The organism is Candidatus Binatia bacterium (genome assembly GCA_035631035.1).
In the GTDB taxonomy this organism is placed as follows: domain Bacteria; phylum Eisenbacteria; class RBG-16-71-46; order SZUA-252; family SZUA-252; genus DASQJL01.
Genome location: DASQJL010000113.1, coordinates 141,331 through 163,898, shown reverse-complemented (window position 1 = coordinate 163,898; position 22,568 = coordinate 141,331). Strand labels below are relative to the sequence as shown.

Annotated in this window: 23 protein-coding genes and 1 riboswitch; all 23 genes read left to right on the top strand. The window is 69.6% G+C overall.

Annotation, left to right across the window (positions count from 1 at the left end; translation table 11 throughout):
- The first annotated feature begins 70 nt into the window (after positions 1-70).
- The 23 genes from VE326_13015 to VE326_12905 all read left to right on the top strand — a co-directional run bounded on the left by VE326_13015 (position 71) and on the right by VE326_12905 (position 22,259).
- Complete coding sequence (locus tag VE326_13015) at positions 71-361, top strand: HU family DNA-binding protein (GenBank protein HYJ34125.1); 291 nt, start codon at positions 71-73, stop codon at positions 359-361.
- Between the two features lie 490 nt (positions 362-851).
- Positions 852-1,901: a multiheme c-type cytochrome gene (locus VE326_13010; protein HYJ34124.1), complete on the top strand. Its 1,050-nt coding sequence runs from the start codon at positions 852-854 to the stop codon at positions 1,899-1,901.
- A gap of 7 nt (positions 1,902-1,908) precedes the next feature.
- Complete coding sequence (locus VE326_13005; protein HYJ34123.1) at positions 1,909-2,907, top strand: hypothetical protein; 999 nt, start codon at positions 1,909-1,911, stop codon at positions 2,905-2,907.
- 161 nt (positions 2,908-3,068) lie between these two features.
- Positions 3,069-4,778 carry an ATPase, T2SS/T4P/T4SS family gene (locus VE326_13000; protein ID HYJ34122.1) on the top strand — a complete coding sequence of 570 codons (1,710 nt, stop codon included), beginning with the start codon at positions 3,069-3,071 and terminating at the stop codon, positions 4,776-4,778.
- 3 nt (positions 4,779-4,781) lie between these two features.
- The gene (locus tag VE326_12995) at positions 4,782-5,996 is read left to right on the top strand and encodes a type II secretion system F family protein (GenBank protein ID HYJ34121.1); all 1,215 of its coding nucleotides are present in this window, start codon (positions 4,782-4,784) and stop codon (positions 5,994-5,996) included.
- A gap of 136 nt (positions 5,997-6,132) precedes the next feature.
- Positions 6,133-6,513 (top strand): type II secretion system protein, encoded by a 381-nt coding sequence (locus VE326_12990; protein HYJ34120.1) that lies wholly within the window; start codon positions 6,133-6,135, stop codon positions 6,511-6,513.
- 101 nt (positions 6,514-6,614) lie between these two features.
- On the top strand, positions 6,615-8,681 hold the full coding sequence (locus VE326_12985) for a DUF2723 domain-containing protein (GenBank protein HYJ34119.1): 2,067 nt from the start codon (positions 6,615-6,617) through the stop codon (positions 8,679-8,681).
- Positions 8,678-9,190 (top strand): GspH/FimT family pseudopilin, encoded by a 513-nt coding sequence (locus VE326_12980; protein ID HYJ34118.1) that lies wholly within the window; start codon positions 8,678-8,680, stop codon positions 9,188-9,190. Before VE326_12985 ends, VE326_12980 begins: the two co-directional genes overlap by 4 nt.
- Positions 9,187-9,579, top strand: a complete 393-nt coding sequence (locus VE326_12975; GenBank protein ID HYJ34117.1) for a hypothetical protein — start codon at positions 9,187-9,189, stop codon at positions 9,577-9,579. The genes VE326_12980 and VE326_12975 overlap by 4 nt, the downstream gene beginning before the upstream one ends.
- Positions 9,561-10,103 (top strand): prepilin-type N-terminal cleavage/methylation domain-containing protein, encoded by a 543-nt coding sequence (locus VE326_12970; GenBank protein ID HYJ34116.1) that lies wholly within the window; start codon positions 9,561-9,563, stop codon positions 10,101-10,103. Before VE326_12975 ends, VE326_12970 begins: the two co-directional genes overlap by 19 nt.
- Complete coding sequence (locus tag VE326_12965; protein ID HYJ34115.1) at positions 10,100-11,566, top strand: NHL repeat-containing protein; 1,467 nt, start codon at positions 10,100-10,102, stop codon at positions 11,564-11,566. The genes VE326_12970 and VE326_12965 overlap by 4 nt, the downstream gene beginning before the upstream one ends.
- Before the next feature lie 11 nt (positions 11,567-11,577).
- Positions 11,578-13,296 (top strand): pilus assembly protein PilM, encoded by a 1,719-nt coding sequence (pilM, locus tag VE326_12960; protein HYJ34114.1) that lies wholly within the window; start codon positions 11,578-11,580, stop codon positions 13,294-13,296.
- Between the two features lie 8 nt (positions 13,297-13,304).
- On the top strand, positions 13,305-13,877 hold the full coding sequence (gene pilO / locus VE326_12955; GenBank protein ID HYJ34113.1) for a type 4a pilus biogenesis protein PilO: 573 nt from the start codon (positions 13,305-13,307) through the stop codon (positions 13,875-13,877).
- A 13-nt stretch (positions 13,878-13,890) separates the two neighbouring features.
- Positions 13,891-14,388 (top strand): hypothetical protein, encoded by a 498-nt coding sequence (locus VE326_12950; GenBank protein ID HYJ34112.1) that lies wholly within the window; start codon positions 13,891-13,893, stop codon positions 14,386-14,388.
- Positions 14,385-15,731, top strand: a complete 1,347-nt coding sequence (locus VE326_12945; protein ID HYJ34111.1) for a secretin N-terminal domain-containing protein — start codon at positions 14,385-14,387, stop codon at positions 15,729-15,731. The genes VE326_12950 and VE326_12945 overlap by 4 nt, the downstream gene beginning before the upstream one ends.
- Before the next feature lie 11 nt (positions 15,732-15,742).
- Entirely contained in the window at positions 15,743-16,144 is a 402-nt protein-coding gene (locus VE326_12940; GenBank protein HYJ34110.1) for a response regulator, read from the top strand.
- Between the two features lie 140 nt (positions 16,145-16,284).
- Entirely contained in the window at positions 16,285-17,703 is a 1,419-nt protein-coding gene (locus VE326_12935) for a cystathionine beta-synthase (protein ID HYJ34109.1), read from the top strand.
- A 1-nt stretch (position 17,704) separates the two neighbouring features.
- A complete protein-coding gene (locus VE326_12930; protein ID HYJ34108.1) occupies positions 17,705-18,844 on the top strand; it encodes a cystathionine gamma-synthase in 1,140 nt (379 codons plus the stop codon).
- 219 nt (positions 18,845-19,063) lie between these two features.
- Entirely contained in the window at positions 19,064-19,252 is a 189-nt protein-coding gene (locus tag VE326_12925) for a hypothetical protein (protein HYJ34107.1), read from the top strand.
- A gap of 168 nt (positions 19,253-19,420) precedes the next feature.
- Positions 19,421-19,912, top strand: a complete 492-nt coding sequence (locus VE326_12920; protein HYJ34106.1) for a YajQ family cyclic di-GMP-binding protein — start codon at positions 19,421-19,423, stop codon at positions 19,910-19,912.
- A 1-nt stretch (position 19,913) separates the two neighbouring features.
- A complete protein-coding gene (locus VE326_12915) occupies positions 19,914-20,864 on the top strand; it encodes a TPM domain-containing protein (protein HYJ34105.1) in 951 nt (316 codons plus the stop codon).
- Between the two features lie 20 nt (positions 20,865-20,884).
- Positions 20,885-21,616, top strand: coding sequence for a hypothetical protein (locus VE326_12910; GenBank protein HYJ34104.1), 732 nt, complete (start codon positions 20,885-20,887; stop codon positions 21,614-21,616).
- Positions 21,617-21,674: 58 nt separating this feature from the next.
- Positions 21,675-22,259: a LemA family protein gene (locus tag VE326_12905; GenBank protein HYJ34103.1), complete on the top strand. Its 585-nt coding sequence runs from the start codon at positions 21,675-21,677 to the stop codon at positions 22,257-22,259.
- A 112-nt stretch (positions 22,260-22,371) separates the two neighbouring features.
- Positions 22,372-22,550: riboswitch (cobalamin riboswitch) on the top strand.
- The last annotated feature ends 18 nt before the right edge of the window (positions 22,551-22,568 follow it).

Sequence of the window (22,568 nt, the reverse complement as noted above, 5' to 3'; positions counted from 1 at the left end):
GATTTCCCTTTGACACCCCCAGGGGTGCGGCGTAACGTGGCGCCGCACCGCGAAAGGAGGTGAGGGCAAGGTGAACAAGACGGAGCTCGTCGCGTACATCGCCAAGAAGGCCGACCTTTCGGCCCGCCAGGCACGCGCAGTCGTCGACACCATTTTCTCCCCGGGCAAGGAGGGACTCATCGCCTCCGCGCTCCTCTCCGGCAAGAAGGTCCAGATCACGGGATTCGGAACCTTCGAGACGCGGAAGCGGAAAGCGCGCGAAGGACGCAACCCGCAGACCGGCGAACGGATCAAGATCGCCGCCTCGCGGTTCCCGGCATTCCATGCCGGCAAGGCGCTTCGCGAGCGCATCAAGAAGTAGAAGCACCAGGGTACCCCCCAAACGACTTCAGTAGTGTCCCGGGGCGGGAGGCGAGACCTCCCGCCCTGAGGCGTTTTTCGGGGAGGTTTCCTGGCTGAAACCAGCCCATTCCTCGAAAAGGGCTCCCTTCTGTTGAACCGTTCCGAGGGTCCGGGGTATAGTTTTCAGACATTCGGCCGAACATCGAATTCGAGGGAGGTGATCCGCGCTGCATCGCTACCGCTATCTCCTGTTTCTGATTGCAGGGCTGCTGTTTGCCGCCTCGTCGCTCCAGGGCAAGGGTTCCCAGACGGACATCCTGATCCAGAGCACGAACGACGTGTTCAACGAGCTCGCGCCCTGTGGCTGACACGCGCACCCGCTCGGCGGCCTCGCCCGGAGGGCGAGCCAACTCAAGGTAGGCAGCCTCAAGTTCCCGAACCACTTCACGGTTGATACCGGAGACTTCTTCGGCGTCGCCGGGGAGCAGGATTCGCTGAAGTCCGCCTTCATGGTCCAGATGATGGACAAGCTGGGCTACGACGTGGCGACGGTCGGCGAGCGGGAGCTCTCGTTCGGCCAGCCGTTCCTGCTGGACGCCTTCAAGAAGACCAAGATCGACCTCGTCTCGGCGAACCTGGTCTACGCCGACACCAAGAAGCCGTTCGTGAAGCCGTACGTCATCCGGAAGGCGGGAACGGTGCGCGTCGCGTTCACCGGCCTCATTCAGAAGGACCTGATCACCCGCCAGCACGCCGGCGACAAGCCGCTCGAGATCCTCGATCCGACCGAGACGGCGAAGAAGCTGATCCCCGAGCTCCGGAAGAAGGCCGACGTGGTCGTGCTCCTCTCGCACCTCGGGCTCACCGACGGGCAGAAGCTCACGATCGAGGTCCCGGGCATCGACGTCATGGTCTTCGGGCATCTCCCCGGCCTCTCCAAGCAGGTGGTCCAGACCCAGGGGGTCATCAACGCGCGCGGCGGCGAGCGCGGCCAGTACATCCCCTCGATCCACCTCGTCGTGCAGGACGGCAAGATCGCCTCCTATGACGGCGAGGTCGTGACGCTGGACGACAAGATTCCGGCGGACGAGAGCACCAACAAGATGGTGGACAATTTCCAGGACGAACTGAATCGACGCTTCGAGGCGCAGCAGAAGAAGGCGGTGGAGCAGCAGACGGCGCAATCCTCGCAGGCCCTGAGCGCCGACCACTACCTGGGCGACAAGAACTGCCGCCGCTGCCACGAGTCGGAGTACGAGATGTACTCGACCCAGCAGCACGCGCACGCGTTCGCGACGCTGACCAAGAACCAGCGCGACTCCACTCCGGAATGCCTCCCATGCCACGTCACCGGCATGGGGCAGGCGGGCGGATTCGTCTCCAAGGAGAGCACGCCCGACCTGGTGAACGTGCAGTGCGAGAACTGCCACGGCATGGGCACCACGCATGGCTCCGGGAACGTCGTGGGCCCCGAGGTCTGTGTCACCTGCCACAGCCCGGCGCAGGACCCGTCGTTCAACTTCGACGAGAAGGTTCAGAAGATCGTCCACTGGAAGTAGGCCGATGATGCGACGACTTCCGCAGACATCGGTTTTCGTTCTCCTCGCGGCCGCGGCGCTCGCCCTGATCCCGGCGAGCGCCCCGGCGCAGGCCCTGAAGCTGGCCTCCCTCCGCGTCTTCCACTCCGACGTCATCGGTCCCTGGGTCTCCTACCACGTGCGCACGCAGAGCGGCCGGACCCCGGTCCGCGAATTCACGCAGCGCGTCGCGATCGTCTCCCGGGAAAAGGTGGGGAAGAACGACGGGTACTGGGTGGAGCTCAAGACGGTCGACCGCGCGGGCACCCGCATCGAGCGGGGGCTCTTCGCCCCGGGGCCGGCACCCAGCGCCTCCCAGGCGCGAGCCGAGTCCGAGGAGGGGAGCGCCACCGAGGATGCCGATTCCGAGGACGTGGCCGACGCGGGGAAGCCGCTCCGGCTGGTCCGCTATCAGATGCTCGCTCCGGGCGGAAAGCTCTACGAGTACCCGATCGCCTCCGCCCTGTCCCAGCGCGCGGGAGGGGAGGTCTCCAGCTACGAGCTCTTCGAGTTCGACCCCACGGTGCGTCCGGTGCGACGCTTCCTCGGCCCCGACACCGTTCGCGCGGGGCGCTGGGTGGTTCCCTCGGTGATCGAGTGGACCTCGCGCGCGGGCACCGACGACTGGCCGATGATGGAGGACAGCACCTCCACGTATCGACTCGTCCTGACGCAGACCTACTGGCGCAATCCCGCGGTCTCGATCACCGGGTTCGCGCGCTCCCTCTTCCGCGTCACGACGAAGAAAGTCCCGATCGCGCAGGGTTCCACGAAGCCGGTCTTCGTCGGGGTGGACACGACGCTGGTGTTCGCGCCCTCCGACACGACGACCGGGCCCACCTCGATGGAGCCGGGCGACGGCCGCCTCCTCTCGTGGACGGAATTGACCCTGGAGGGAGTGGGCGCCGACGCGGTCGCCGAAGTGACGCAGACGCCGGAGCCCGCGCCGGTGTCCGACCACGCGACGCCTCCTACGCTGATCCGCTAGTCGGGCACCCGCCTTCGCGCGGGCCGGCCCCCCATCGGGTCCGCGGGCCGCTCCTCCCACCCGCCGCAAACCGCTCCAGAACCGACCCTTTTGCGCCGATTCCTGGGACGAACCGCCCGGGGCATGGACGCCCCCGGGCGACTCCGTTCGGAGGATCCGTCATGCGTGGAGGCCGAAAACCGCTCGGTCAGAGCCTGGTCGAGCAGGGGCATCTCTCGCCCGAGGCGCTGTCGCGCGCGCTGGAAGAGCAGCGCCGCGCGGGGACCTCGCTCCGGGAGGCGATTCTCCGCCTGAGCCTGGCCCCCGAGTCCGCGATCCTCGAGTACTACGAGGAGCAGCTCGGCATTCCGCGCATGGACCTGAGCACCTACGTGCTCGAGCCCGAGATCGTCCGGCTCCTCCCCGACAAGGTCGCGCGCCAGTACACCGTGCTCCCCCTGTTCAAGATCGGCTCCACGCTGACCGTGGCCATGGCCGATCCGCTCGACGTGGTGGCCCTGGACGAGGTGAAGCAGTCGACCGGCCTCCAGGTGGAGGTCGTGGTCTCCCCCGAGGCGCAGATCAAGGAGGCGATCGACCGGCTGCATCCGGTCGGCTCGGGGCTGGACCAGCTCGCGCGCGAGCAGGCGCTCCGCCAGGTCGCCGCCGAGGTCGCGCTCCGCCCCGAGGAGGACGGGCCGATCATCCGCTTCGTCAACGCGGTCGTGCAGCAGGCCGTGCGCGAGGGCGCTTCCGATCTTCACCTCGAGCCGGACGAGAACTCCTTCCGCATCCGGCTCCGCGTGGACGGGGTGCTGCGCGAGGTCTCGATCCAGTCCAAGGCGCTCTACGCCCCCGTCGTCTCGCGCGTGAAGGTGATGGCCGCGCTCGACATCGCCGAGCGGCGGCTGCCCCAGGACGGCCGCATCCGCATGAACGTCTCCGGCCGGGATCTGGACCTCCGCGTCTCCACCTTCCCGACGATCCACGGCGAGAACCTCGTGCTGCGTGTCCTGGACCGCTCGGCGGCGCTCATCGGACTGCCGGAGCTGGGGCTGGCGCCGGAGCCGCTCGCCACGGTCGAGCGGATGGTTCGAAAGCCGAACGGCATCGTGCTCGTGACCGGCCCCACCGGAAGCGGCAAGACCACGACGCTCTACGCCTGCATCCACAAGATCAACTCGGTCGAGCGGAACATCGTGACCCTGGAGGATCCGGTCGAGTACCACCTCGGCTCGATCCGCCAGACGCAGGTGGACCCGGACGCGGGGCTCACCTTCGCCCGCGGCCTCCGCGCGCTGCTCCGCCAGGATCCCGACGTGATCATGGTGGGGGAGATCCGGGACGCCGAGACCGCCGAGATCGCGGTCCGGTCGGCGCTGACCGGGCACCTGGTCCTCTCCACGCTCCACACCAACGACGCCGCGGGCGCGCTGCCGCGCCTGCTCGACATGCGGATCGAGCCGTTCCTTCTCTCGTCGGCCATGCTCGGCGTGGTGGGGCAGCGCCTGGTGCGCCGGGTCTGCGAGAAGTGCAGGCGGCCGATCACGCCGCCCGACGACGTGGCCGCGGCGCTCGGCATCGACCCCGCGCAGGGGGAGTTCCACCACGGCGCCGGCTGCCGCGCCTGCTCGGGCACGGGCTATCGCGGCCGCGCGGGCATCTTCGAGGTGCTCGAAGTGAACGAGGAGGTCCAGGCGCTGATCCACCAGCGCGCGCCGGCCGAGGAGCTGGCCCGCGCGGCGCGCCGCGCCGGGATGCGCACCCTCCGCGAGGACGCGGTGCGCAAGGCCGCCTCGGGGCTCACGACCCTCGAGGAGGTCCTCCGCGTCACCAAGCGCGACTGGGCGCAGACCGAGGACGAGGCCGCCGCGATGCGCGCCGGCTCGTAGCGCGTGCCGGTCTTCCGCTACCGCGCCACGAGCGCGGCCGGCGCCGCGCAGGCCGGCGTCGTGGAAGCGCCCGATCTCGACGGCGCCATCGACACCGTGCACCGGATGGGGCTCACGCCGATCCGGCTGGAGGCGTCGGCCCCGGTCCGTCCGGGAACCCCGTTCGTTCTGTTCCAGAAGCGCGTCTCCACGCGCGACCTGATCCTGTTCGTGCGTCAGCTGGAGACGATGCTCGAGGCGGGCCTCCCGATCCTCGCTTCGCTCGAGATCCTGCACCAACAGACGGCCCATCCCGTGCTGAAGGCCGCCATCGACCGGGTCCGCTCGGACGTCGAGCAGGGCAGCACGCTGACGGAGGCGCTCCAGCGTCATCCGCGATGCTTTCCCGCCGTGTTCACGAGCCTGATCCATGCCGGCGAGGAGGGAGGGCTTCTGGCCAGCATGCTGGACCGCGTGGGCGGCCTCCTGGAATACGAAGAGGAGACCGAACAGCGGATCCGGTCGGCGACCTTCTACCCGACGCTCATCGTGGCCGAGCTGGGGGTGGCCTTCATCATCCTCGTGAAGTTCGTGCTGCCCCGCTTCGCGTCGCTCTTCCGGAATCTGGACGCGCGGCTTCCGCTCCCGACCCGGATCCTGATCGGCGCGAGCGACTTCTTCGACCGCTACTGGTACCTGGTGATCACCCTGGTCCTCGGCGGAATCGCGGCCGCCGTGGTCTGGTCGCGCACGGTGTCGGGCCGCCGGCGGATCGATCGCTGGATCATCACCGCACCTCTGTTCGGTCCGATCTTCCAGAAGACGATCATGTCGCGCTTCGCCCGCGTTCTGGCGGCCCTGGTGGCCGCCGGCATCCCGATCCTCCAGGCCCTCGCGGTGGCCCGCGGGGTGGCGGGAAACAAGATCGTGGAGGAGGAAGTCGACCGGATGCGGGACGGCGTCACGGCGGGCATGGGGCTGGCCGAATCGGTGCAGGGGCGGAACGTCTTCCCCCCTCTCGTCGTCAAGATGCTGGCCGTGGGGCAGGAGACCGGAGCGATCGACAAGATGCTCGTCCGGGTCGCCCGATACTTCGACCGGGATGTCGATTACGCGGTCAAGAACCTCTCGACCGCCATCGAGCCGGCGCTGCTCGCCGTGCTCGGCGCGGCGGTGCTGTTCACCGCGCTGGCCGTCTTCCTCCCCCTCTGGAACCTGATGAACGCCTTCCGCCACTAGGCCTTTTCGTTTCGCCCCCGTTGCAAAACGCGCTCAAGGACGCTCCCGCACGCGCCGATTCATGCGCGTGGAATCGAACAGCCCGCCCCCACGGGGGAGAGGGCGGTCTCGGCAACGAGCACAAGGAGGTCTCGGCATGTTTCGGTCCAAGTCGGAGAGCGGGTTCACGCTGATCGAGCTCGTGATCGTCATCGTGATCCTCGGGATTCTCGCCGCGGTGGCGATTCCCAAGTACGAAGACATGCGGGAGCAGGCCCGCGTGGCCACGATCAAGGGCCAGCTCGGCTCGATCCGGTCCGCGGTCGCCATCCAGTATGCCCGCAACGCCCTGAACGGCAGCGCCACGTTCCCGACGCTGGACGGAACGATCTTCGCGGACGGGCGCGTCCCGAAGGAGCCGGTCAACAACGTGAACACCGTCAAGACGACGGCCGGCGTGGACAACACCGGGGGCTGGCAGTACACCGCGGCCACCGGCATCGTGAAGGTCAACGTTTCGGCCTACTCGTCGTACTGAGCCGCCCAGGGAAGGGCGGTTCGGCGGTTGCGAGGTGGGGGCGCAGGCTCCCACCTCGTTCCACCATCAGGCGGAGACCCGCGCTCAGCGGGAACGCACCCATGCGATTCTCCCGAACCGAGCAGGGATGCCTCGCGGCCGCGGCCGCGGCGGTTCTGTATGCGCTCACCCTGTCGCGCGGCGTGGGCGCGGGAGACAGCGGGGAGCTGATCCTCGCCGCTCAGGGACTCGGGATCGCCCATCCACCCGGGTATCCGCTGTGGGTCCTGCTCGCCCGCCTCGCCGCGGCGATTCCGGCGGGCGGCCTCGCGCTTCGCGTGAACGCCCTTTCCGCGGCGTCGACCGCGCTCTCGGTCGGCCTCTTCTGGATGCTGGCGCGTCGCGCGGGACTCCGGGCCCCGGCCGCCGCGGTCGCCACCGCGCTCCTGGCCACCGCGTCGATCGTCTGGAGCTCGGCGGTCGAGGCGGAAGTGTACGGGCTCGCCCTCCTCGCGTTCCTCGCCCTCGCCCTTCTCGCGTTCCGAGCGCGGAGGGCGCGCGCGTCCGGTCGCGACGAAGCGCTCTATTTCTTCGCGGCCGGCTTGGCGACGATCGTGCACCAGACCCTTCTGTTTCCGGCGCTCGCGGGATCGGCCTGGGTGCTCGCGCGCCGAGGGTGGAGCGCGCCGCGCCTCGCCCGGGGTCTGGCCTGGGCGGCGGCGGGCGCCTCGATCACGTGGGTCCTTCCGGTGCGCTGGAGCGCGGGGCCGCCCTTCGCCTGGACCGACGTCCGGGGGATCGGCGGCCTGGCGGACTACCTGCTACGCCGCACCTACGGCGGACTGGCGCAGAATCCCTTCCGGCTCGACCGCGCCGTCGACCAGGGGCTTGGGATGGCGGCTCTGTCGCTGGGCTCGCTGGGCCTCTTCGGCTCCGTGCTCGCCGGAAGCGGGGTCCTGCTCGGGTACCGAGCCCGGCGCCCGGCGGTCGTGGTCGGGCCGGTGCTGGTGGCGGCCATGACGGTTCCGGCGGCCTTGATGGCGTTGATCCGCTTCACTCCGGATCCCGAGCACTTGGCGCAGGTCGCGCCCTTTCTCGCGCCCGTCGTCGCGGCGGGAGCCTTGCTCGCCGGGACCGGAGCGCAGCGTCTGGGCGATCTCCTCGCGCGGCGGCGGACCGGCCGCCGGGTGCGCATGGCCGCCGCCCTCGCTCCCGTTCTGGTCGTCGCGGCGCTCCTCCCCGGTCGCTTCGCCGCGGCCGACCGGAGTCGCTGGACCCTGCCGGAGCGCTACGGCCGGGATCTCCTCGCCGCCGCGCCCGCGCGCGCCACTCTCGTGCTGGACGGTGACAACGAGACCTTCCTGGCGGCCTACGCCTCGCGTTCGGGAACGCGGCCCGACGTCGCCCTGACCCATCGCCGCGGTTGGATCTTCGGCGATCCGAACCGGCTTCGCTCGCTTCCGCGGTCGCGGTGGACCGTCGCGGCGCACGGCGCCGAGATCGAGGCGATCCGCCGGAACCGGACACCGGTCTGCTATCCGATTCCTCCGGGCGATCTGATCGCCTCGGGGGTGCGCTTCCGTCAGCGGGGGCTTCTCTACGAAGCGTGTGGCGTCCCGGGCGCCTCCGGCCATGACCTCCCGCAGGACGGGACGCCGGCGTGGGTTCTGCCGGCCGACTGGCCCCGGTCGAGCGATCTGCTCGGCGGACACCCCGAGCGCTACGACTACGTGACGCGAAAGATGGCGATCTCCTACTCCGACGCGGCCGCGAGGTGGCTCTGGTCGCGCGGGCGGATCGCCGAAGCGCTCCCATGGTTCCTGGACGCGGCCCGGGTGGGATTCGACATTCCGGGGGCGCGCCTGAACGCCTCCGCGGCGCTCGCCGCCTCCGGCGAACCGGAGCGCGCCCTCGACGAGCTTCTCGCGGCGTGCCGCCTGGCCCCGTACGACCCGGAGCCGCGCGCGCGGCTCGCCGTCTTCCTGGCGGCGGCGGGGCGTCCGGGCGAGGCGGCGCTGTGGTTCGAGCGCGCGTTCCGGGTCGAGCCCTCGGCCGCGCTGGCGGCGGACGCTTCGCGGGCGTGGATGCTGGCGGGGGACGGATCCCGCGCGCGCCAGTGGGGCCTTCGCGCGGGCGGGCTCGCCCCGGCGCCGTCCCGCGTTCCCGCGTTGGCCGGAGGCGAGGGATGAGGGGCGCGCGAGCCGGAGCGGGAGGCTTCACCCTCGTCGAGCTGGCCCTGGGCATCACGATCATCGCGATCCTGGCCTGGATCGCGTACCCGAAGATCGCCGCGATGAGCGAGATCCGGCTCGACGCGACCGCTCGCCGCGTGGCCGCGGATCTCCGCTACGCGCAGAACCGCTCGATCGGCACCCGCATGGTTCACGGCCTCTACTTCGAGCCCTCGGCCGGACGCTACACGGTCTTTGCGCCCACGCCGGCCACGCCGCTCGTGGATCCCGCCGACCGGGCGCGAACCCTTCGGGTCGTCTTCAACCAGAAGATCGAATATCGGGGGGTGACGGTTCTGGCGGCTTCGTTCGGCGCCACCCCGGCCGTCTCGTTCGACTACTTCGGCGTTCCGCGCGACAGCGCCGGCGTCGAGCTTTCGACCCCCGGACGGGTGATCCTGTCCTACCAGGGCGTGAACGACACCGTCGAGGTCGCCCCCGGGACCGGGGCGGTGACGATCCGATGAGCCGCTCCGAGCGCGGATTCACCCTCCCCGAGGTGGTCCTCATCCTGGTCATCGCGGCGGTCGCCGTGCTCCCCCTCGGGATGCTCTTCGCCAATTCCTCGATTCGCTCCGGCGAGGCGCACCACGCCACCGTCATGGCCGAGCTGGCCCAGTCCAAGATGGAGGAGATCGCGGCCGACAAGAACTCCCCATCCCGCGGGTACTCCTATCTGGTCGCCGCCAACTATCCGCCCGAGATCCCGGTGGCCGCCTTTCCGGGTTACGGCCGGACCGTCTCCTTCGCGCCCGACTCGGTCTACGACGGCATCACGTTCCGCACTGTGAGCGTGACCGTCTCCTTTGCGAGCGTGCCCTCCGTGACGCTGACGACATGGTTCACGAACTACTGACCCCGTCCTCCCGCCGGACCGGGGGCGCGGAGGGGTTCACGCTCGCCGAGGTGACGATCGTCATCGTGGTGGTGTCGATCGCGGCGTTCGTCTTCACCGGAATGTTCTCCGAGGCGATCCGGAGCTATCAGTACGTGGATGCGGAGAAGGGAATGCTTCAGGAGGCGCGCTATGCGGAGGAGCGGATCAGCCGCGAGCTGAAGCGGGTGCGCGGGGCCACCTTCATCACGCAGGCGACGGCGCGCGCGTTCACGTTCGTCGATCGCGACTCGGCCACCGTCGCCTTCTCCTGGACCGGCGTGAAAGGGGACCCGCTGCTGTACACCCGGAACGGAACCGCGCGGCCGCTCGCCACGGGCGTCGACTCGCTCGCCTTCGCCTACTGGAAGGCGGACGGCACGGCGGCGGCGCCGATCGTCGCGCCCTCGGCGACCGACATCTGGAGGATCACGGTGCATCTGCGGCTGGCCAAGGGCACGCAATCGGTGAGCGCGGTGACCGCGGCGTTCGTGAGGTCGTTGTGATCGCGCCCGTCTCCGAGTGTCGTGCGGCGGAGCGCCGAGGCGGTGCCGAGGAGGGATTCTCGGCCGTCCTGGCGATCGTCTCGATCCTCATCCTCCTGATCCTGGGGCTGGCCATGGTCTCGCTGGTGGCCGAGGACTCGGATCTTTCCGTGAACCAGGTGCGCTCCAACCAGGCGTTCTACGCGGCGCACGCGGGGCTGGAGTACGCCGTCTTGAAGCTGTCGGCCAACCCATCGTGGAGCGGTCTTCCGTCCCCCGGAAAGACGGTCGGCGCGGGGTCCTTCTGGATCGCGCCGCCGGACGGGGTTGACGAGACGGGGGCGCCGCTCCCGGCGGGGCAGAAGCGGATCGTCGCGAACGGCGTGGCCGGAGACGCGCTTCGGTCGATCCAGGTGCACGTCGCCGCGGGCGGGATCTCGACCTACGCCGGAAACGGCACGCTGGGCTACGCCGGCGACGGCGGGACCGCGACCTCGGCGAATCTCAAGAATCCGGAGGGGGTCACCGTCGCCTCCAACGGCGACCTCTACGTCTGCGACTCGGACAACAGCGTGATCCGGAAGGTGGCCGCCGCGACGGGGATCATCACCACGGTGGCCGGGACCGGCAGCCCGGGCTTCACCGGCGACGGTGGGCTCGCGACCGCGGCCCGGTTCAAGTTCCCCGAAGACGTCGTGGTCGCCGCCAACGGAGACCTCTACGTCGCGGACACGCAGAACAATGTGATTCGGAAGGTCACCGCGGCCACCGGGATCGTCACGACCGTGGCCGGGAATGGCGCACCGGGATCCTCCGGCGACGGCGGGGCGGCCACGGCGGCGCGGCTCAACTCGCCGCGCGGGATCCAGGTCGCGGCGAACGGCGACCTGTACATCGGCGACCGCTCGAGCAACCGGGTCCGGAAGGTGATCGCCGCGACGGGAATCATCACGACGTACGCGGGCACCGGCATCGCGGGTTACTCGGGGGACGGGGGGCTCGCGACGCTTGCGAAGCTCAGGGTCCCGCAGGGGCTTCATCTCACCGCGACCGGGGACCTCTACGTCGCCGACGCCGGCAACAACGTGATCCGGAAGATCACGCCCGCCGGGATCATCACGACCTTTGCGGGGAACGGCACCGCGGGATATTCGGGAGACGGCGGCCTCGCGACCGCGGCGCGCTTGACCGCGCCCGAGGCCGTCCATCTCGCGCCGTCGGGCGACGTGTACGTCGCGGACACCGGAAACCACGTCATCCGCAGCGTCCGGGCGGGGAGCGGCCTCATCGCCACGATTGCGGGTACGGGTACGGCGGGATTCAGCGGCGACGGAGGCGCGGCCGCCGGCGCGATGCTCGACACGCCGCGCGGGATCGCCATCGCCTCGACGGGAATCTTCTACATCGGAGACCGGAACAACGACCGGATTCGCAAGGTCGGCGGCTCGCTCGCCGTGACGGCCTGGGTCGAGACGCGTCAATGAGAGGAGTCGGCATGGAACGGCACGCAGCGAGGTCCTGGTGGTCGCGCATCGCGGACAGACCGATTCGAGGTCCGCACGCGCTGGGGCGCGCGGCCGGGCTCGTCATGCCCGGCTGGAACGGGCTGGTCGGTGTCGACGTGAGTGAAACCTCCGTGAAGCTGGTGCGCTTCCGAGGACGCGGCGGCAGCCGCTCCGTGGACGTCGTCGCCCGCGCGCTTCGCCCCGACGATCGCGGATCCCGGATTCGCCCCGCCGACGCCCTCCGCGAGCTGGTCCAGGCGACGGGATGGCAGGGAGCGCCCGCCGCGACGGCCATCGGGGGCAGCGACATCGTCGTTCGGCGCATCACGCTTCCCGAGATGAAGGGCGCCGATCTCCTCTCGGCCCTCCGGCTCGAATGCCGGAAGCACGCGTCGGGGCCGATCGAGGAATCGGAGATCCGCTACGACATTCTCGGCCGCACCGCGCGCGACGGCGCCGCCTCGCTCGATCTCCTCGTCACCGTCGCTCCGCGTCGCCGCGTCGCCGAGGCGAGGGATCTCCTGGATCAGGCGGGCCTCAAGCCGGTCTGCGTCACGCTGCGGTCCGTCGCGCTGCTCGCGTTGGTGGACGGAAGCGTCGATTCCGAGGAGGTCACCGCCTATCTGGACCTGGGCGGCGCGGCGAGCCACGTGGCCATCCTCAAGGGCCGCGAGATCCGCTTCGCGCGCGACCTGGGGGTGGGCGGCGATTCGTTCACCGACGCGCTTCGCTCGATCGTGGTTCCGGGTCAGGGGACCGTGGACCTCACGGCCGAGGAGGCCGAAGCCCTGAAGCGGACCCACGGCATCCCCTTTGGGGCTGAGGAGACGGGAACCGCGGGACGGATTCCGCTCACCGCCGTCTCCGTCATGCTCCGGCCCGTGCTGGAGCGTCTCGTTCGCGAGCTTTGGAACTCTTTCGATTACGTGAACGAGCAGTTCCAGGGCGAGTCGGTTTCACGGGTCGTGCTCCTGGGGGACGGGGCCCGGGTCCGGAACCTCGCCGAGTACCTGACCGGCGTTCTCAAGATCCCGGTGGCTCGAGCCGATGCTGCCGAGAAGGGCGAGGGTTCCGAGGCGGCGCCGACCTCCGAGATGGGGCAGGGGCTGGCGTCGTTGCGGCGGGGCGCGATGAACTTCCTCGCGCCGCCCGAGGCCGGCACGGCGTACCGCCTCGCGAGCGCGGTGCCGCAGCGGGCGGCCGCGGCGATCGCGGCGGTGCTCCTGCTCTCGGTGTCGCTCCCCGCGGAGGTGGCGGTGATGGGCGAGCGGCAGCGGGTCGCCTCGCTCCGGGGCAGCCTGGAGGAGGTCCGGCCGCGCGCCGAGGCGCTCCGCCGGTTCCGCGCCGCGCGGGAAGAAGAGACGCGCCTGCACGACCTGCTGGCCCGCCTGTCCGGGGGGCAGGTGCTCTGGTCGTACGTGCTGCGGGATCTGAGCTGGAGGGTGGGGGACGACGCGCGCCTCACGACGCTCGAGGTTTCGGAGCCGGCGCCGGCCGCGGGGGCGGCCCAGCCGGCGGGGGAGAGCGGCCGTGAGGTGCGCCTCTCGGGACTGCTGCGCACGGATCGCGAGCGGCCCGAGAAGGTGCTGGGCGAGCTGATGGATTCGCTGTCCCGCTCGCCGGTGTTCGACCAGGTCCGTCTGGAGGGATGCCAGACCGTGACGCCGGCGCTCTCCAGCTTCACCGTGACCGTGCGGATCGCGGAGTAGGGAGGCTCGTGCCGTCGCCGATCCGTCAGCCGTACCTGGGACACCTGGTGATCGCGGGGATCCTGCTCGCGTCGCTGGGCGTGGTGCGCGCGGTCTACGTGGACCCGCGGGAGCGCGAGGCGAAGCAGCTGCGGACGGAGCGCGGACGGCTGGAGGCGGACCTCGCCGATCTCCAGCATGGACTTCAAGACCTGGACGCCTGGCAGCGCGTCCACCCCGGCGAGGACGCGTCGCGCTACGCGGCGCGGCACGCGCTGCCGTCGCGCTCGATGGTCGCCGCCTTCCTGCGCGACGTGACGCCGATCGCCGACCGCTGGGGCGTGAAGACCGAGCTGATCCAGCCCGCGGGCACGCCGGTGGACGTCACCACCACCGACGCCGCCGGCCGGACCGAAACCTACCGCAAGGCAGAGCTCCGGTTCCGCCTCTTCGCCTCGTACCGCTCGCTGGGGGAGTACCTGCGCGAAGTGGAAGCGATGGACCAGCTCGTGGTGGTGCGCTCGGTGGCGATCCGGGCGGACGCGCCACGAGCTTCGGACGTCTCGGCGGACGTCGCGATCTGGCTCTACGGCACTCCCTAGGGATGGAACGGGCATGAGCTGGCTGCGCGATCAGGCGAGGCAGGGAATGAATCCGAGGACCTACGTGCTCCTCGGGCTTCTCGTCGCGGCGCTCGTCTACGTGCAGTCGCTGGACGAGCAGACGAAGCGGGCGCGGCTTCGCGCGCGGGCCGCGGGCGGTGCGCCGCCGCCGGCGCAGCTCGCGGCGTCGGCTCCGAAGCAGGGCGCTTCGACGCCGACCGAGCCGGGCTGGGGCAGCGACCCCTTCCGGCGGCGCTTCGGGCCGGAGGGAGCGTCGGCGGCCGCGCCGTCGTCCGCGCGCCACGAGGAGCTGCCGCCCCCGGGCGCGGGGCTGTATCTCCAGGGCGTGATGAACGGGCCGTCGGGAAGGACGGCATTGATCAACGGTGAGGTCTACCGCGAAGGGGAGCGGGTCGGCTCCCGCGAGATTCTCCAGATCGGGGCGCGCACGGTGATGCTGCTGGACAAGGGAACCGTGACGACGCTCACCCTCAAAGGAGACGGACCATGAAGCGGATGCTCGCCGTCCTGACGCTTGCCGCCGGGCTCGCCGTGCTCGCGACGCCCTGGAGCGCGCCGGCGCAGCCGCAAGGCAGAGCGACGTTCAGCTTCAAGGGAGCCCGGGCGCAGGACGCGCTCCGGCTGATCGCCTCGCAGTTCGGGGTGAGCATCGTGATCGGCAAGGACGTGCCCGGCACGCTCACGGCCAACCTGGCGAACGTCACGTTCGCCGAGGCGGTCTCCTACGTGGCCGAGGCGACCGGAGCCGACTACCGGCTGGAGGGGAACGTCCTGCTCGTCAATCCCGCGGGCTCGGCATCGCGTCTCTTCCGGCTCCGCTATCTCGATCCCTCCGCCGCCGCCGACGTCGTGCGCAAGATGCTGAGCGACAAGGGCTCCGTCGAGCCGTTCTCCGGTCGCGCTTCCGCCGTTCCCGGCGCCGGCGGCGAGGGGGTTCTCGCCGAGACGCCGAACGGCTCCCGCGAGAACGCGCTCATCGCCACCGACACGCCGGCGCGGCTGGAACGGATCGCCGCGGTCCTCGGCCAGATGGACACGCGGCCGCGGCAGGTGGCGATCACGGCCAAGCTGGTCGAGACGACGCTGGGCAAGGACGAGAAGCTGGGGGTGGACTGGCAGCTCCGCGCGAGCGCCGCCGGCGCGACCCTGCCGACCACGTTCCCCTTCCCGAAGCGCGGAGGCTCGGGGGACTTCACCGCCACGCCCAATCCGAACAACCAGGTGGGCGGCGGCGGCCCGGCGTTCCCGCCGGGGCAGACCTTCCCCTACCCGACGCCGGCCGACTACGTCTTCGGCAAGCTCTCCTTCCAGGAGTTCTCGGTGGCGATGGACATCCTGCGTCAGACGGCGAACACGAACCTGGTCTCCGCGCCGACCATCACGACCCTCGACAACAACGAGGCCGAGATCGTCGTGGGGACGGTCGTCCCCATCGCCCGCTACGAGCGGCTGAAGGAGACCGGCACCATGGAGATCAGCGGCTACGACGAGAAGAAGATCGGCGTGCGGCTCCTGGTGACGCCCCACGTGGCCGACGACTCGACCATGATCCTGAGCGTGAGTCCCGAGATCAGCGAGATCGTGGAGTACCGGGGCCAGTTCAACGAGCGGCCGGTCACCTCCACCCGGTCGGCCACGACCCAGGTGGTGGTCAAGAACGGGGAGACGCTTGCGATCGGGGGGCTGATCAAGACGGTGGACCTCCAGATCGTTCGAAAAGTGCCGATCCTGGGTGACGTGCCCCTGCTGGGAGCGCTCTTCACGCACAAGACGATCCAGAAGCAGAAGGTGGATCTCATGATTTTCGTGACCCCGCGGCTGCTCGGGGTTTAGGAGGGCGACCGATGAGCCAGGATCCCACCCGCTCGCGCGTGCTCGTGGTGGACGACGAGCCGGATCTGGTGCGCATTCTCGAGTTCGGCCTGAAGGCGGCCGGCTACACGGTGGAGACCGCCTCGGACGGGCAGGAGGGGTTGAAGAAGGCGCGCGAGTCGAAGCCGGACATCATCCTCCTCGATCTCATGCTGCCGAAGCTGGACGGGTACAAGGTCTGCCGGCTCCTCAAGTTCGACGAGCGCTACAAGCACATCCCGATCATGATCCTCTCGGCGCGCACGCAGGAGGGGGACCAGACCCTGGCGCACGAGATGGGCGCGAACCGCTTCCTGACCAAGCCCTACGAGTTCGCCGAGATCCTGGACCACATCCAGGCCCTGCTGAAGGAAGCCGCCGCCGCGCGTCGGTAGCGCTTCGTTGTCCGGCCCCGCGTCCCCGGCGCCGCGCCGTCCCGACCGGGCCGGCCGAATTCCCTCCTTGACCGGATCGCCCCGCCCCTCGTAGCGTCGTCGCGAAGACACCGTCCTTTTCTCCATTTCCTGGGACCTTCGTGAACCGCTCGACCGACACGGCTCCGGCCGCCGCCGACCTCTCCGCGGCTTCGCCGCGCATCCACGATTCCATCCTCGAGACGATCGGGAACACGCCGCTCGTCCGCCTCCGGAACCTGGCGCGCGACTGCAAGGCCGAGGTCATCGCCAAGATCGAGTTCATGAATCCGGGCGGTTCGGTGAAGGACCGGATCGCGGTCCAGATCGTGGCCGAAGCCGAAGCGAAGGGGCTGCTGAAGCCGGGCGGCACGATCGTCGAGGCCACCTCGGGCAACACCGGCACCGGCCTCGCCATGGTCGCCTCGGTGCGAGGCTACCGCGCCATCCTCTGCATGCCCGACAAGGTCAGCCGCGAGAAGATCAATCTGCTCAAGTCGTTCGGCGCCGAGGTGATCATCACGCCCACGGCCGTTCCGCCCGACTCACCGGATTCCTACTACGAGGTGGCCCGGCGGCTCGCGCGGGAGATTCCGGGCGCCTATCTCGCGAACCAGTACTACAACCCGACCAACCCCGAGTCGCACTACAAGACCACCGGCCCCGAGATCTGGCGGCAGACCGGGGGACGGCTGGACTACTTCGTGGTGGCCCTGGGCACCGGCGGCACCGTAAGCGGGACGGGGCGCTATCTCAAGGAAATGGACCCCAAGATCAAGGTGATCGGCGCCGATCCGGTCGGCTCGATCCTCAAGGATTTCTTCTACACGAAGCAGATGACCCCCGCCCGCACCTACAAGGTGGAGGGGATCGGCGAGGACTTCATCCCCGGCACCATGGACTTCACCGTGATCGACGAGGTCATGCAGGTGAACGACTTCCAGTCGCTCAACACCTGCCGGCGCCTGGCGCGCGAGGAGGGGATCCTGGCGGGCGGCTCCGCCGGAACGGCGCTCTTCGTGGCGCTCGCGGTGGCGCGGCGCGCGAAGGAGGGGGAGCGCGTCGTGGTGCTCATCCCGGACACGGGGGAGCGCTACCTCACGAAAGTGCACTCCGACGAGTGGATGCGCGACAACCGCCTCCTCGATTCGAGCGCGGTGACGGTGGCTGAGGTGGTCCGCGGCAAGCGGAACCACATCCCCGGCCTGGTCTCGGTCGCCTACGACGAGACCGCGGCGCGCGCCCTCGACCTGATCAAGGAGTTCAACATCTCCCAGCTCCCGGTGCTGAAAGACGGGACCGTGGTCGGTTCGGTCTCCGAAGGAGCCCTCCTCCAGAAGGTGCTGAGCGGGGGCGCCACCGGCGAGACCCGCCTCGAGTACCTGATCGAGAAAGCGCTCCCGACCCTGCCGATGGACGCGCACCTGCCTCGCGTCATGAAGCTCTTCGCCTCGAGCAACGCCGCCGTCGCCATCGACGAGAACGGCAAGCCCGCCGGCATCCTCACGCGGTTCGACCTCCTCGAGTACGTCGCGCCCTAGCGTGGGCTTCTCGACCGACGCCATCCACGCGGGGCAGGAGCCCGACCCCACGACCGGAGCCATCTCGGTTCCGATCTACCAGACCTCCACGTACGTCCAGGAAGAGCTGGGCAAGCACAAGGGCTTCGAGTACGCCCGGACGCAGAATCCCACGCGGCTCGCGCTCGAGCGCTGCCTGGCCGTCCTCGAGAAGGGGGAGCGCGCGTTCGCGTTCGCCTCGGGGATGTCGGCGATCGCGGCGGTGCTCCACCTGCTGCGCGCCGGGGACCACGTGGTCTCGTCGAACAACATGTATGGCGGGACCTTCCGCTACTTCGACCAGGTCATGGCGACCTTCGGGGTCTCCTTCACCTACGTGGACACCTCCGACACGGAGGCCGTGCGGGCCGCCTTCCGTCCCGAGACCAGGCTCCTCTACGTCGAGACGCCCACGAACCCCTCGATGATCATCTCCGACCTGCGCGCCCTGGCCGCGATCGCGCGCGAGCGGAACGCGCTCCTCTGCGTGGACAACACGTTCATGACGAGCTATTTCCAGCGGCCGCTGGAGCTGGGGGCGCACCTGGTGGTCTACAGCACCACCAAGTATCTGAACGGGCACAGCGACATGGTCGGAGGCGCCGTGGTCTCGAACGACGCGGAGGCCTCGCAGCGCCTCCAGTTTCTCCAGAACGCGGTGGGGGCGGTTCCCGGGCCGTTCGACTGCTTCCTCGTGCTCCGCGGCCTGAAGACCCTGGCCGTCCGCATGGACCGCCATGAGTCGAACGCGCGGGCGATCGCGGGCTGGCTCGCGAAGCATCCGAAGCTTCAGAAGATCTACTACCCGGGACTCCCCGGCCATCCGGGCCACGCTCTCCATCAGCGGCAGGCCTCCGGCTTCGGTGGGATGATCGCCTTCGATACGGGAAGCGTCGAGCGGGGCGCCGCGGTGCTGCGGGCGACGCGTGTCTTCGCGCTTGCCGAGAGTCTCGGCGGCGTCGAGAGCCTGATCAGTCATCCGGCCACCATGACCCATGCGTCGGTGCCCCGCGCTGAGCGCGAGAAGTCGGGCCTAACCGATGGACTCGTAAGAATTTCCGTCGGCATCGAAGACCTCGACGACCTCCAGGGCGACCTGGAGCGCGCCCTCTCGGTCCTCTGACTTCCAAGTTGTTCCTTGACACGTTCACGGGGGTTCCTTAGTGTCCCGCCGTTCTCGCCTCGGGAGGATCCGAGGAGAAGGAGGATGCAAGGAAGCCCGAATACGGATCCCGACAAGCACCGCTCTCACCAGTGGTGTTTTGCTTTATGTGGCGAATGACGCCGAAGACTGGCATGGGACGTGGGATGCCCAGCAAACACGGAAGGAGGTGATCGTAGGATGAAGAAGCTTCTGACCGTCACGCTGATGTTCGTGTTCGCGATGGCTCTGGTTTTCGCCTTGGGTTGCAGCAAGAAGCAGGAGACCACGAACACGGAGACCGGTACCGGCATGGAGCAGACGACCCCCCCGGTTACGGATACGACGGGGATGGCCGCGCCGGCCGACACGACGGGGATGACCCACTAAGCCTGCGCAGCGCAGGTCCGGCACACGGACCAACGCTACTTGCTTCATGAATAGTGGCAGTTCGCATAGAGTAGCGAGCGGTACAAGGTGGAGGGGAAGCGGACGCTTCGGCGGCCTGCTTCCCCTTCCGTTTGCCCGGCGCCGGCCGGGACGCATGGGAGGAACCGGATGGCGGCAGACAACTCGTTCGACATCGTCTCGGACGTCGATCTCATGGAGGCCTCGAACGCCGTCCAGCAGGCCCTGAAGGAGATCCATCAGCGATTCGACTTCAAGGGGAGCGCGAGCGACATCGCCATGGATAAGGAGACCCTCACGCTCACCTCCGACGATGAGTCCAAGCTGAAGTCGGTGATCGACATCCTGCAGGGGAAGCTCGTGAAGCGCGGGGTCTCGCTCAAGGCGCTCGAGTACGGGAAGATCGAGCCCGCGGCCAAGGGCACGGTCCGCCAGGTCGTCACGATCCGGAAAGGGATCGCGTCCGAGAAGGCGAAGGAGATCGTGAAGTTCATCAAGGGCACCGGCGTCCGCGTGCAGGCCCAGATCCAGGAAGACCAGGTGCGCGTGACCGGAAAAAAGCGCGACGACCTCCAGGCGGTGATCCAGGCCGTCAAGGGACATGACTTCGGACTCGATTTGCAGTTTACGAATTATCGATAACGTGCGGCCGAAGGCCGCACGGGGCGGGGGCCGTCGGAGGGGCGCGGTTCGTAGGGCGGCCCGTAGGAAGGGCCTGGTCCGTAGGGCGGCACTTGTATTCCTGGCCCCCGCGGTCCGTAACGCAGCCCTCGCACTCCTGGCCCCCGCGGTCCGTACTGCGGCCCTCGTACTCCTGGGCGGCGCCGTTCTTCTCGCGGCTCCGCCGCGAGGATATGCCCGCGACTGGCCTCCCCCACTCGGACACCTGAGCGACTTCGCGCACGTCGTCGATCCCGCCTCGGCCGATTCGATCGAATCCCTCGCGGTCGAGCTTCGCGAGAAGACGGGGTCCGAGATCGCGGTCGCTACCTTCCCCGACCTCGGCGGTGAGGAGATCGAGCCCGCCGCCACCGACCTCTTCGCGAAATGGGGCGTCGGCCGGAAGGGGGAGAACGACGGGGTCCTGATCCTGCTCGCGGTCTCCGAGCGGCGCATCCGGATCGAGCCCGGCTATGGGCTCGAAGGGGTCCTTCCCGACGGGCGCTGCGGCGGCATCATCCGGCTCGTGATGGGCCCATACCTCCACGCGAATCAGTTCGGCACCGGGCTGCTCCGCGGCGCGCAGGCGGTGGCCGCGGCGGTGGCGCAGGAGAAGGGGGTCACCTTGACCGGGTCGGCCGGCGTCACGCCGCCGCCGCTCGAGGGAAATGGCGGACCCCCCTCCTTCCTGGGCATGCTCCTGATCCTGCTCTTCTTCGTGATCGTGAGCTCCGCGTTCAACCGGGCGACCCGCGGACGGCGGGGGTGGAGCGACTGGTCGGGTCGGGGAGGCGGCTGGTATGGTCCCTGGGGCGGAGGCTTCGGGGGGATGGGCGGGATGGGCGGCGTGGGGGGAAGCCGCGGAGGCTTCGGTGGCTTCGGCGGCTTCGGCGGCGGCATGAGCGGCGGCGGCGGCGCGAGCGGCCGGTTCTGAGCGGGGAGGCGAGTCGGCGCATGTGGCCCAGGCGGTTCGATCCGATGGAAGCGGCGAGAGCCGCGGTGGAAGCCGCGCGCGCGGCGACGGGCGAGCGGCTTCTCTCGGCGGCCCTCTACGGAAGCGCCGCGCGCGGGGAGTTCGATGTCGCGCACTCCGACGTGAACGTCGTCTTCGTGTTCACCACCCTCGGCGCGGCGGAGCTGGAGGCGCTGCGCCCGGCGCACCGAAGCTGGGTGCGCCACCGCGTCGCGCGCCCGCTCCTGCTCGCCAGGAAATCGCTGGAGGACTCGCAGGACACGTTTCCGCTCGAGTACCTGCTGCTGCGCCAGTGGCACCAGACCCTGCACGGCCCCGATCTCTACGCGGGGCTCACGGTCGATCGCGCCTGCCTGCGTTCGGCCGTGGAGCGGCTCCTACGCGCGCAGGAGCTGGGGCTGGCGGCGAGCTGGGTCGCGCTCGCGGGCACGCCGGGCGGTGCGCGGCACTGGGCCTCGCAGGCTTCGCGCGCCATCGGCGCGTCGGCGTCGGGGCTGCTCCACCTGATCGGCGAGCCGCTTCCCGCGCGGCGCGCCGATCTGGCGGAGCGATGCGCCGAGCGTTTCGGCGTGGACCGGGACGCGCTCCAGGCCCTGCTGACGCGCGACGCCGACCGGCCGCGCGTGGAAGCGTCGCGGCTCCTGGAATCGGCGAGGCTCCTGGTGGAGCGGCTCCTCGCCGAGGCCGAGCGGTTGGACGGATCGTCGTCATGAATCGAAGCGAAGGACCAAACGCAGGACCCTGGGCACGGGCACAAGGAGGAGGAACTCGATGGCCAATCGCATGAGCTCGCTGGGCGTGATCGGGATCGCGCTCGGCATCATCATCGTCGGCGCGATCTTCGTCGCGATGTACGTGCGCGCGACGTACAACGACCTAGTCGGCATGCAGGAGCAGGCGAAGACGGCCTGGGCGCAGGTAGAGAACCAGCTCCAGCGCCGGAACGACCTGATCCCGAACTACGTCGAGACGGTGAAGGGCTACGCCAAGCAGGAGACGACCATCTTTACCGCCATCGCCGACGCCCGCGCGCGCATGGCGGGGGCCCGGAATCCGGCGGAGACGATCGCGGCGAACAATCAGCTCGAGAGCGCGCTGGCGCGGCTGCTCGTGGTCGTGGAGAACTACCCCGTCCTCAAGTCGAGCGAGAACTTCATGCGGCTCCAGGACGAGCTGGCGGGAACGGAGAACCGGATCGCGACCGAGCGGATGCGCTACAACGAGGTCGTGCGGGACTACAACGTCCGGATCCGGCGCTTCCCGGCGAACCTCGTGGCGGGAGCGTTCAACTTCGCCGCGATGCCGCTCTTCGAGGCGCCCGCTGCCGCGAAGGTCGTGCCCCAGGTGAAGTTTTAGAGCCGTCCGGGGCGCCGGTCGGTCGCGCCCTGGTGAAGTTCTGAACCGACCGGGGCGCCCGTAGCGGCCCCGGCCCGGTTCTGCTAGGTTGAGCGGGTCGCGCCCACGCGGGCGCGGCGAGCACGGGATGGGCTCCCCCCGTGGGAGCCCGGGAAGTCGGTGCGAATCCGACACGGCCCCGCCACTGTGAGCGGTGACGAGAGCGGCACGACGCCACTGGGAAACCCCGGGAAGGCGCCGCTCGAGGATGATCCGCGAGTCAGGAGACCGGCCCCTGCTCCATTCCATCCCCATCCTTCGAGAGGGAGG

What these genes read in the sequence shown, in the direction of transcription:
- VE326_12945 (HYJ34111.1), top strand. Translation starts at nt 14,385, where the DNA reads ATGAAGCGGATGCTCGCCGTCCTGACGCTTGCCGCCGGGCTCGCCGTG.
- VE326_13005 (HYJ34123.1), top strand. Translation starts at nt 1,909, where the DNA reads ATGCGACGACTTCCGCAGACATCGGTTTTCGTTCTCCTCGCGGCCGCG.
- VE326_12980 (HYJ34118.1), top strand. Translation starts at nt 8,678, where the DNA reads ATGAGGGGCGCGCGAGCCGGAGCGGGAGGCTTCACCCTCGTCGAGCTG.
- VE326_12905 (HYJ34103.1), top strand. Translation starts at nt 21,675, where the DNA reads ATGGCCAATCGCATGAGCTCGCTGGGCGTGATCGGGATCGCGCTCGGC.
- VE326_12920 (HYJ34106.1), top strand. Translation starts at nt 19,421, where the DNA reads ATGGCGGCAGACAACTCGTTCGACATCGTCTCGGACGTCGATCTCATG.
- VE326_12910 (HYJ34104.1), top strand. Translation starts at nt 20,885, where the DNA reads ATGTGGCCCAGGCGGTTCGATCCGATGGAAGCGGCGAGAGCCGCGGTG.
- VE326_12970 (HYJ34116.1), top strand. Translation starts at nt 9,561, where the DNA reads ATGGTTCACGAACTACTGACCCCGTCCTCCCGCCGGACCGGGGGCGCG.
- VE326_12940 (HYJ34110.1), top strand. Translation starts at nt 15,743, where the DNA reads ATGAGCCAGGATCCCACCCGCTCGCGCGTGCTCGTGGTGGACGACGAG.
- VE326_12950 (HYJ34112.1), top strand. Translation starts at nt 13,891, where the DNA reads ATGAGCTGGCTGCGCGATCAGGCGAGGCAGGGAATGAATCCGAGGACC.
- VE326_12985 (HYJ34119.1), top strand. Translation starts at nt 6,615, where the DNA reads ATGCGATTCTCCCGAACCGAGCAGGGATGCCTCGCGGCCGCGGCCGCG.
- pilM (HYJ34114.1), top strand. Translation starts at nt 11,578, where the DNA reads ATGGAACGGCACGCAGCGAGGTCCTGGTGGTCGCGCATCGCGGACAGA.
- VE326_12925 (HYJ34107.1), top strand. Translation starts at nt 19,064, where the DNA reads ATGAAGAAGCTTCTGACCGTCACGCTGATGTTCGTGTTCGCGATGGCT.
- VE326_13000 (HYJ34122.1), top strand. Translation starts at nt 3,069, where the DNA reads ATGCGTGGAGGCCGAAAACCGCTCGGTCAGAGCCTGGTCGAGCAGGGG.
- VE326_12975 (HYJ34117.1), top strand. Translation starts at nt 9,187, where the DNA reads ATGAGCCGCTCCGAGCGCGGATTCACCCTCCCCGAGGTGGTCCTCATC.
- VE326_12990 (HYJ34120.1), top strand. Translation starts at nt 6,133, where the DNA reads ATGTTTCGGTCCAAGTCGGAGAGCGGGTTCACGCTGATCGAGCTCGTG.
- VE326_13010 (HYJ34124.1), top strand. Translation starts at nt 852, where the DNA reads ATGGTCCAGATGATGGACAAGCTGGGCTACGACGTGGCGACGGTCGGC.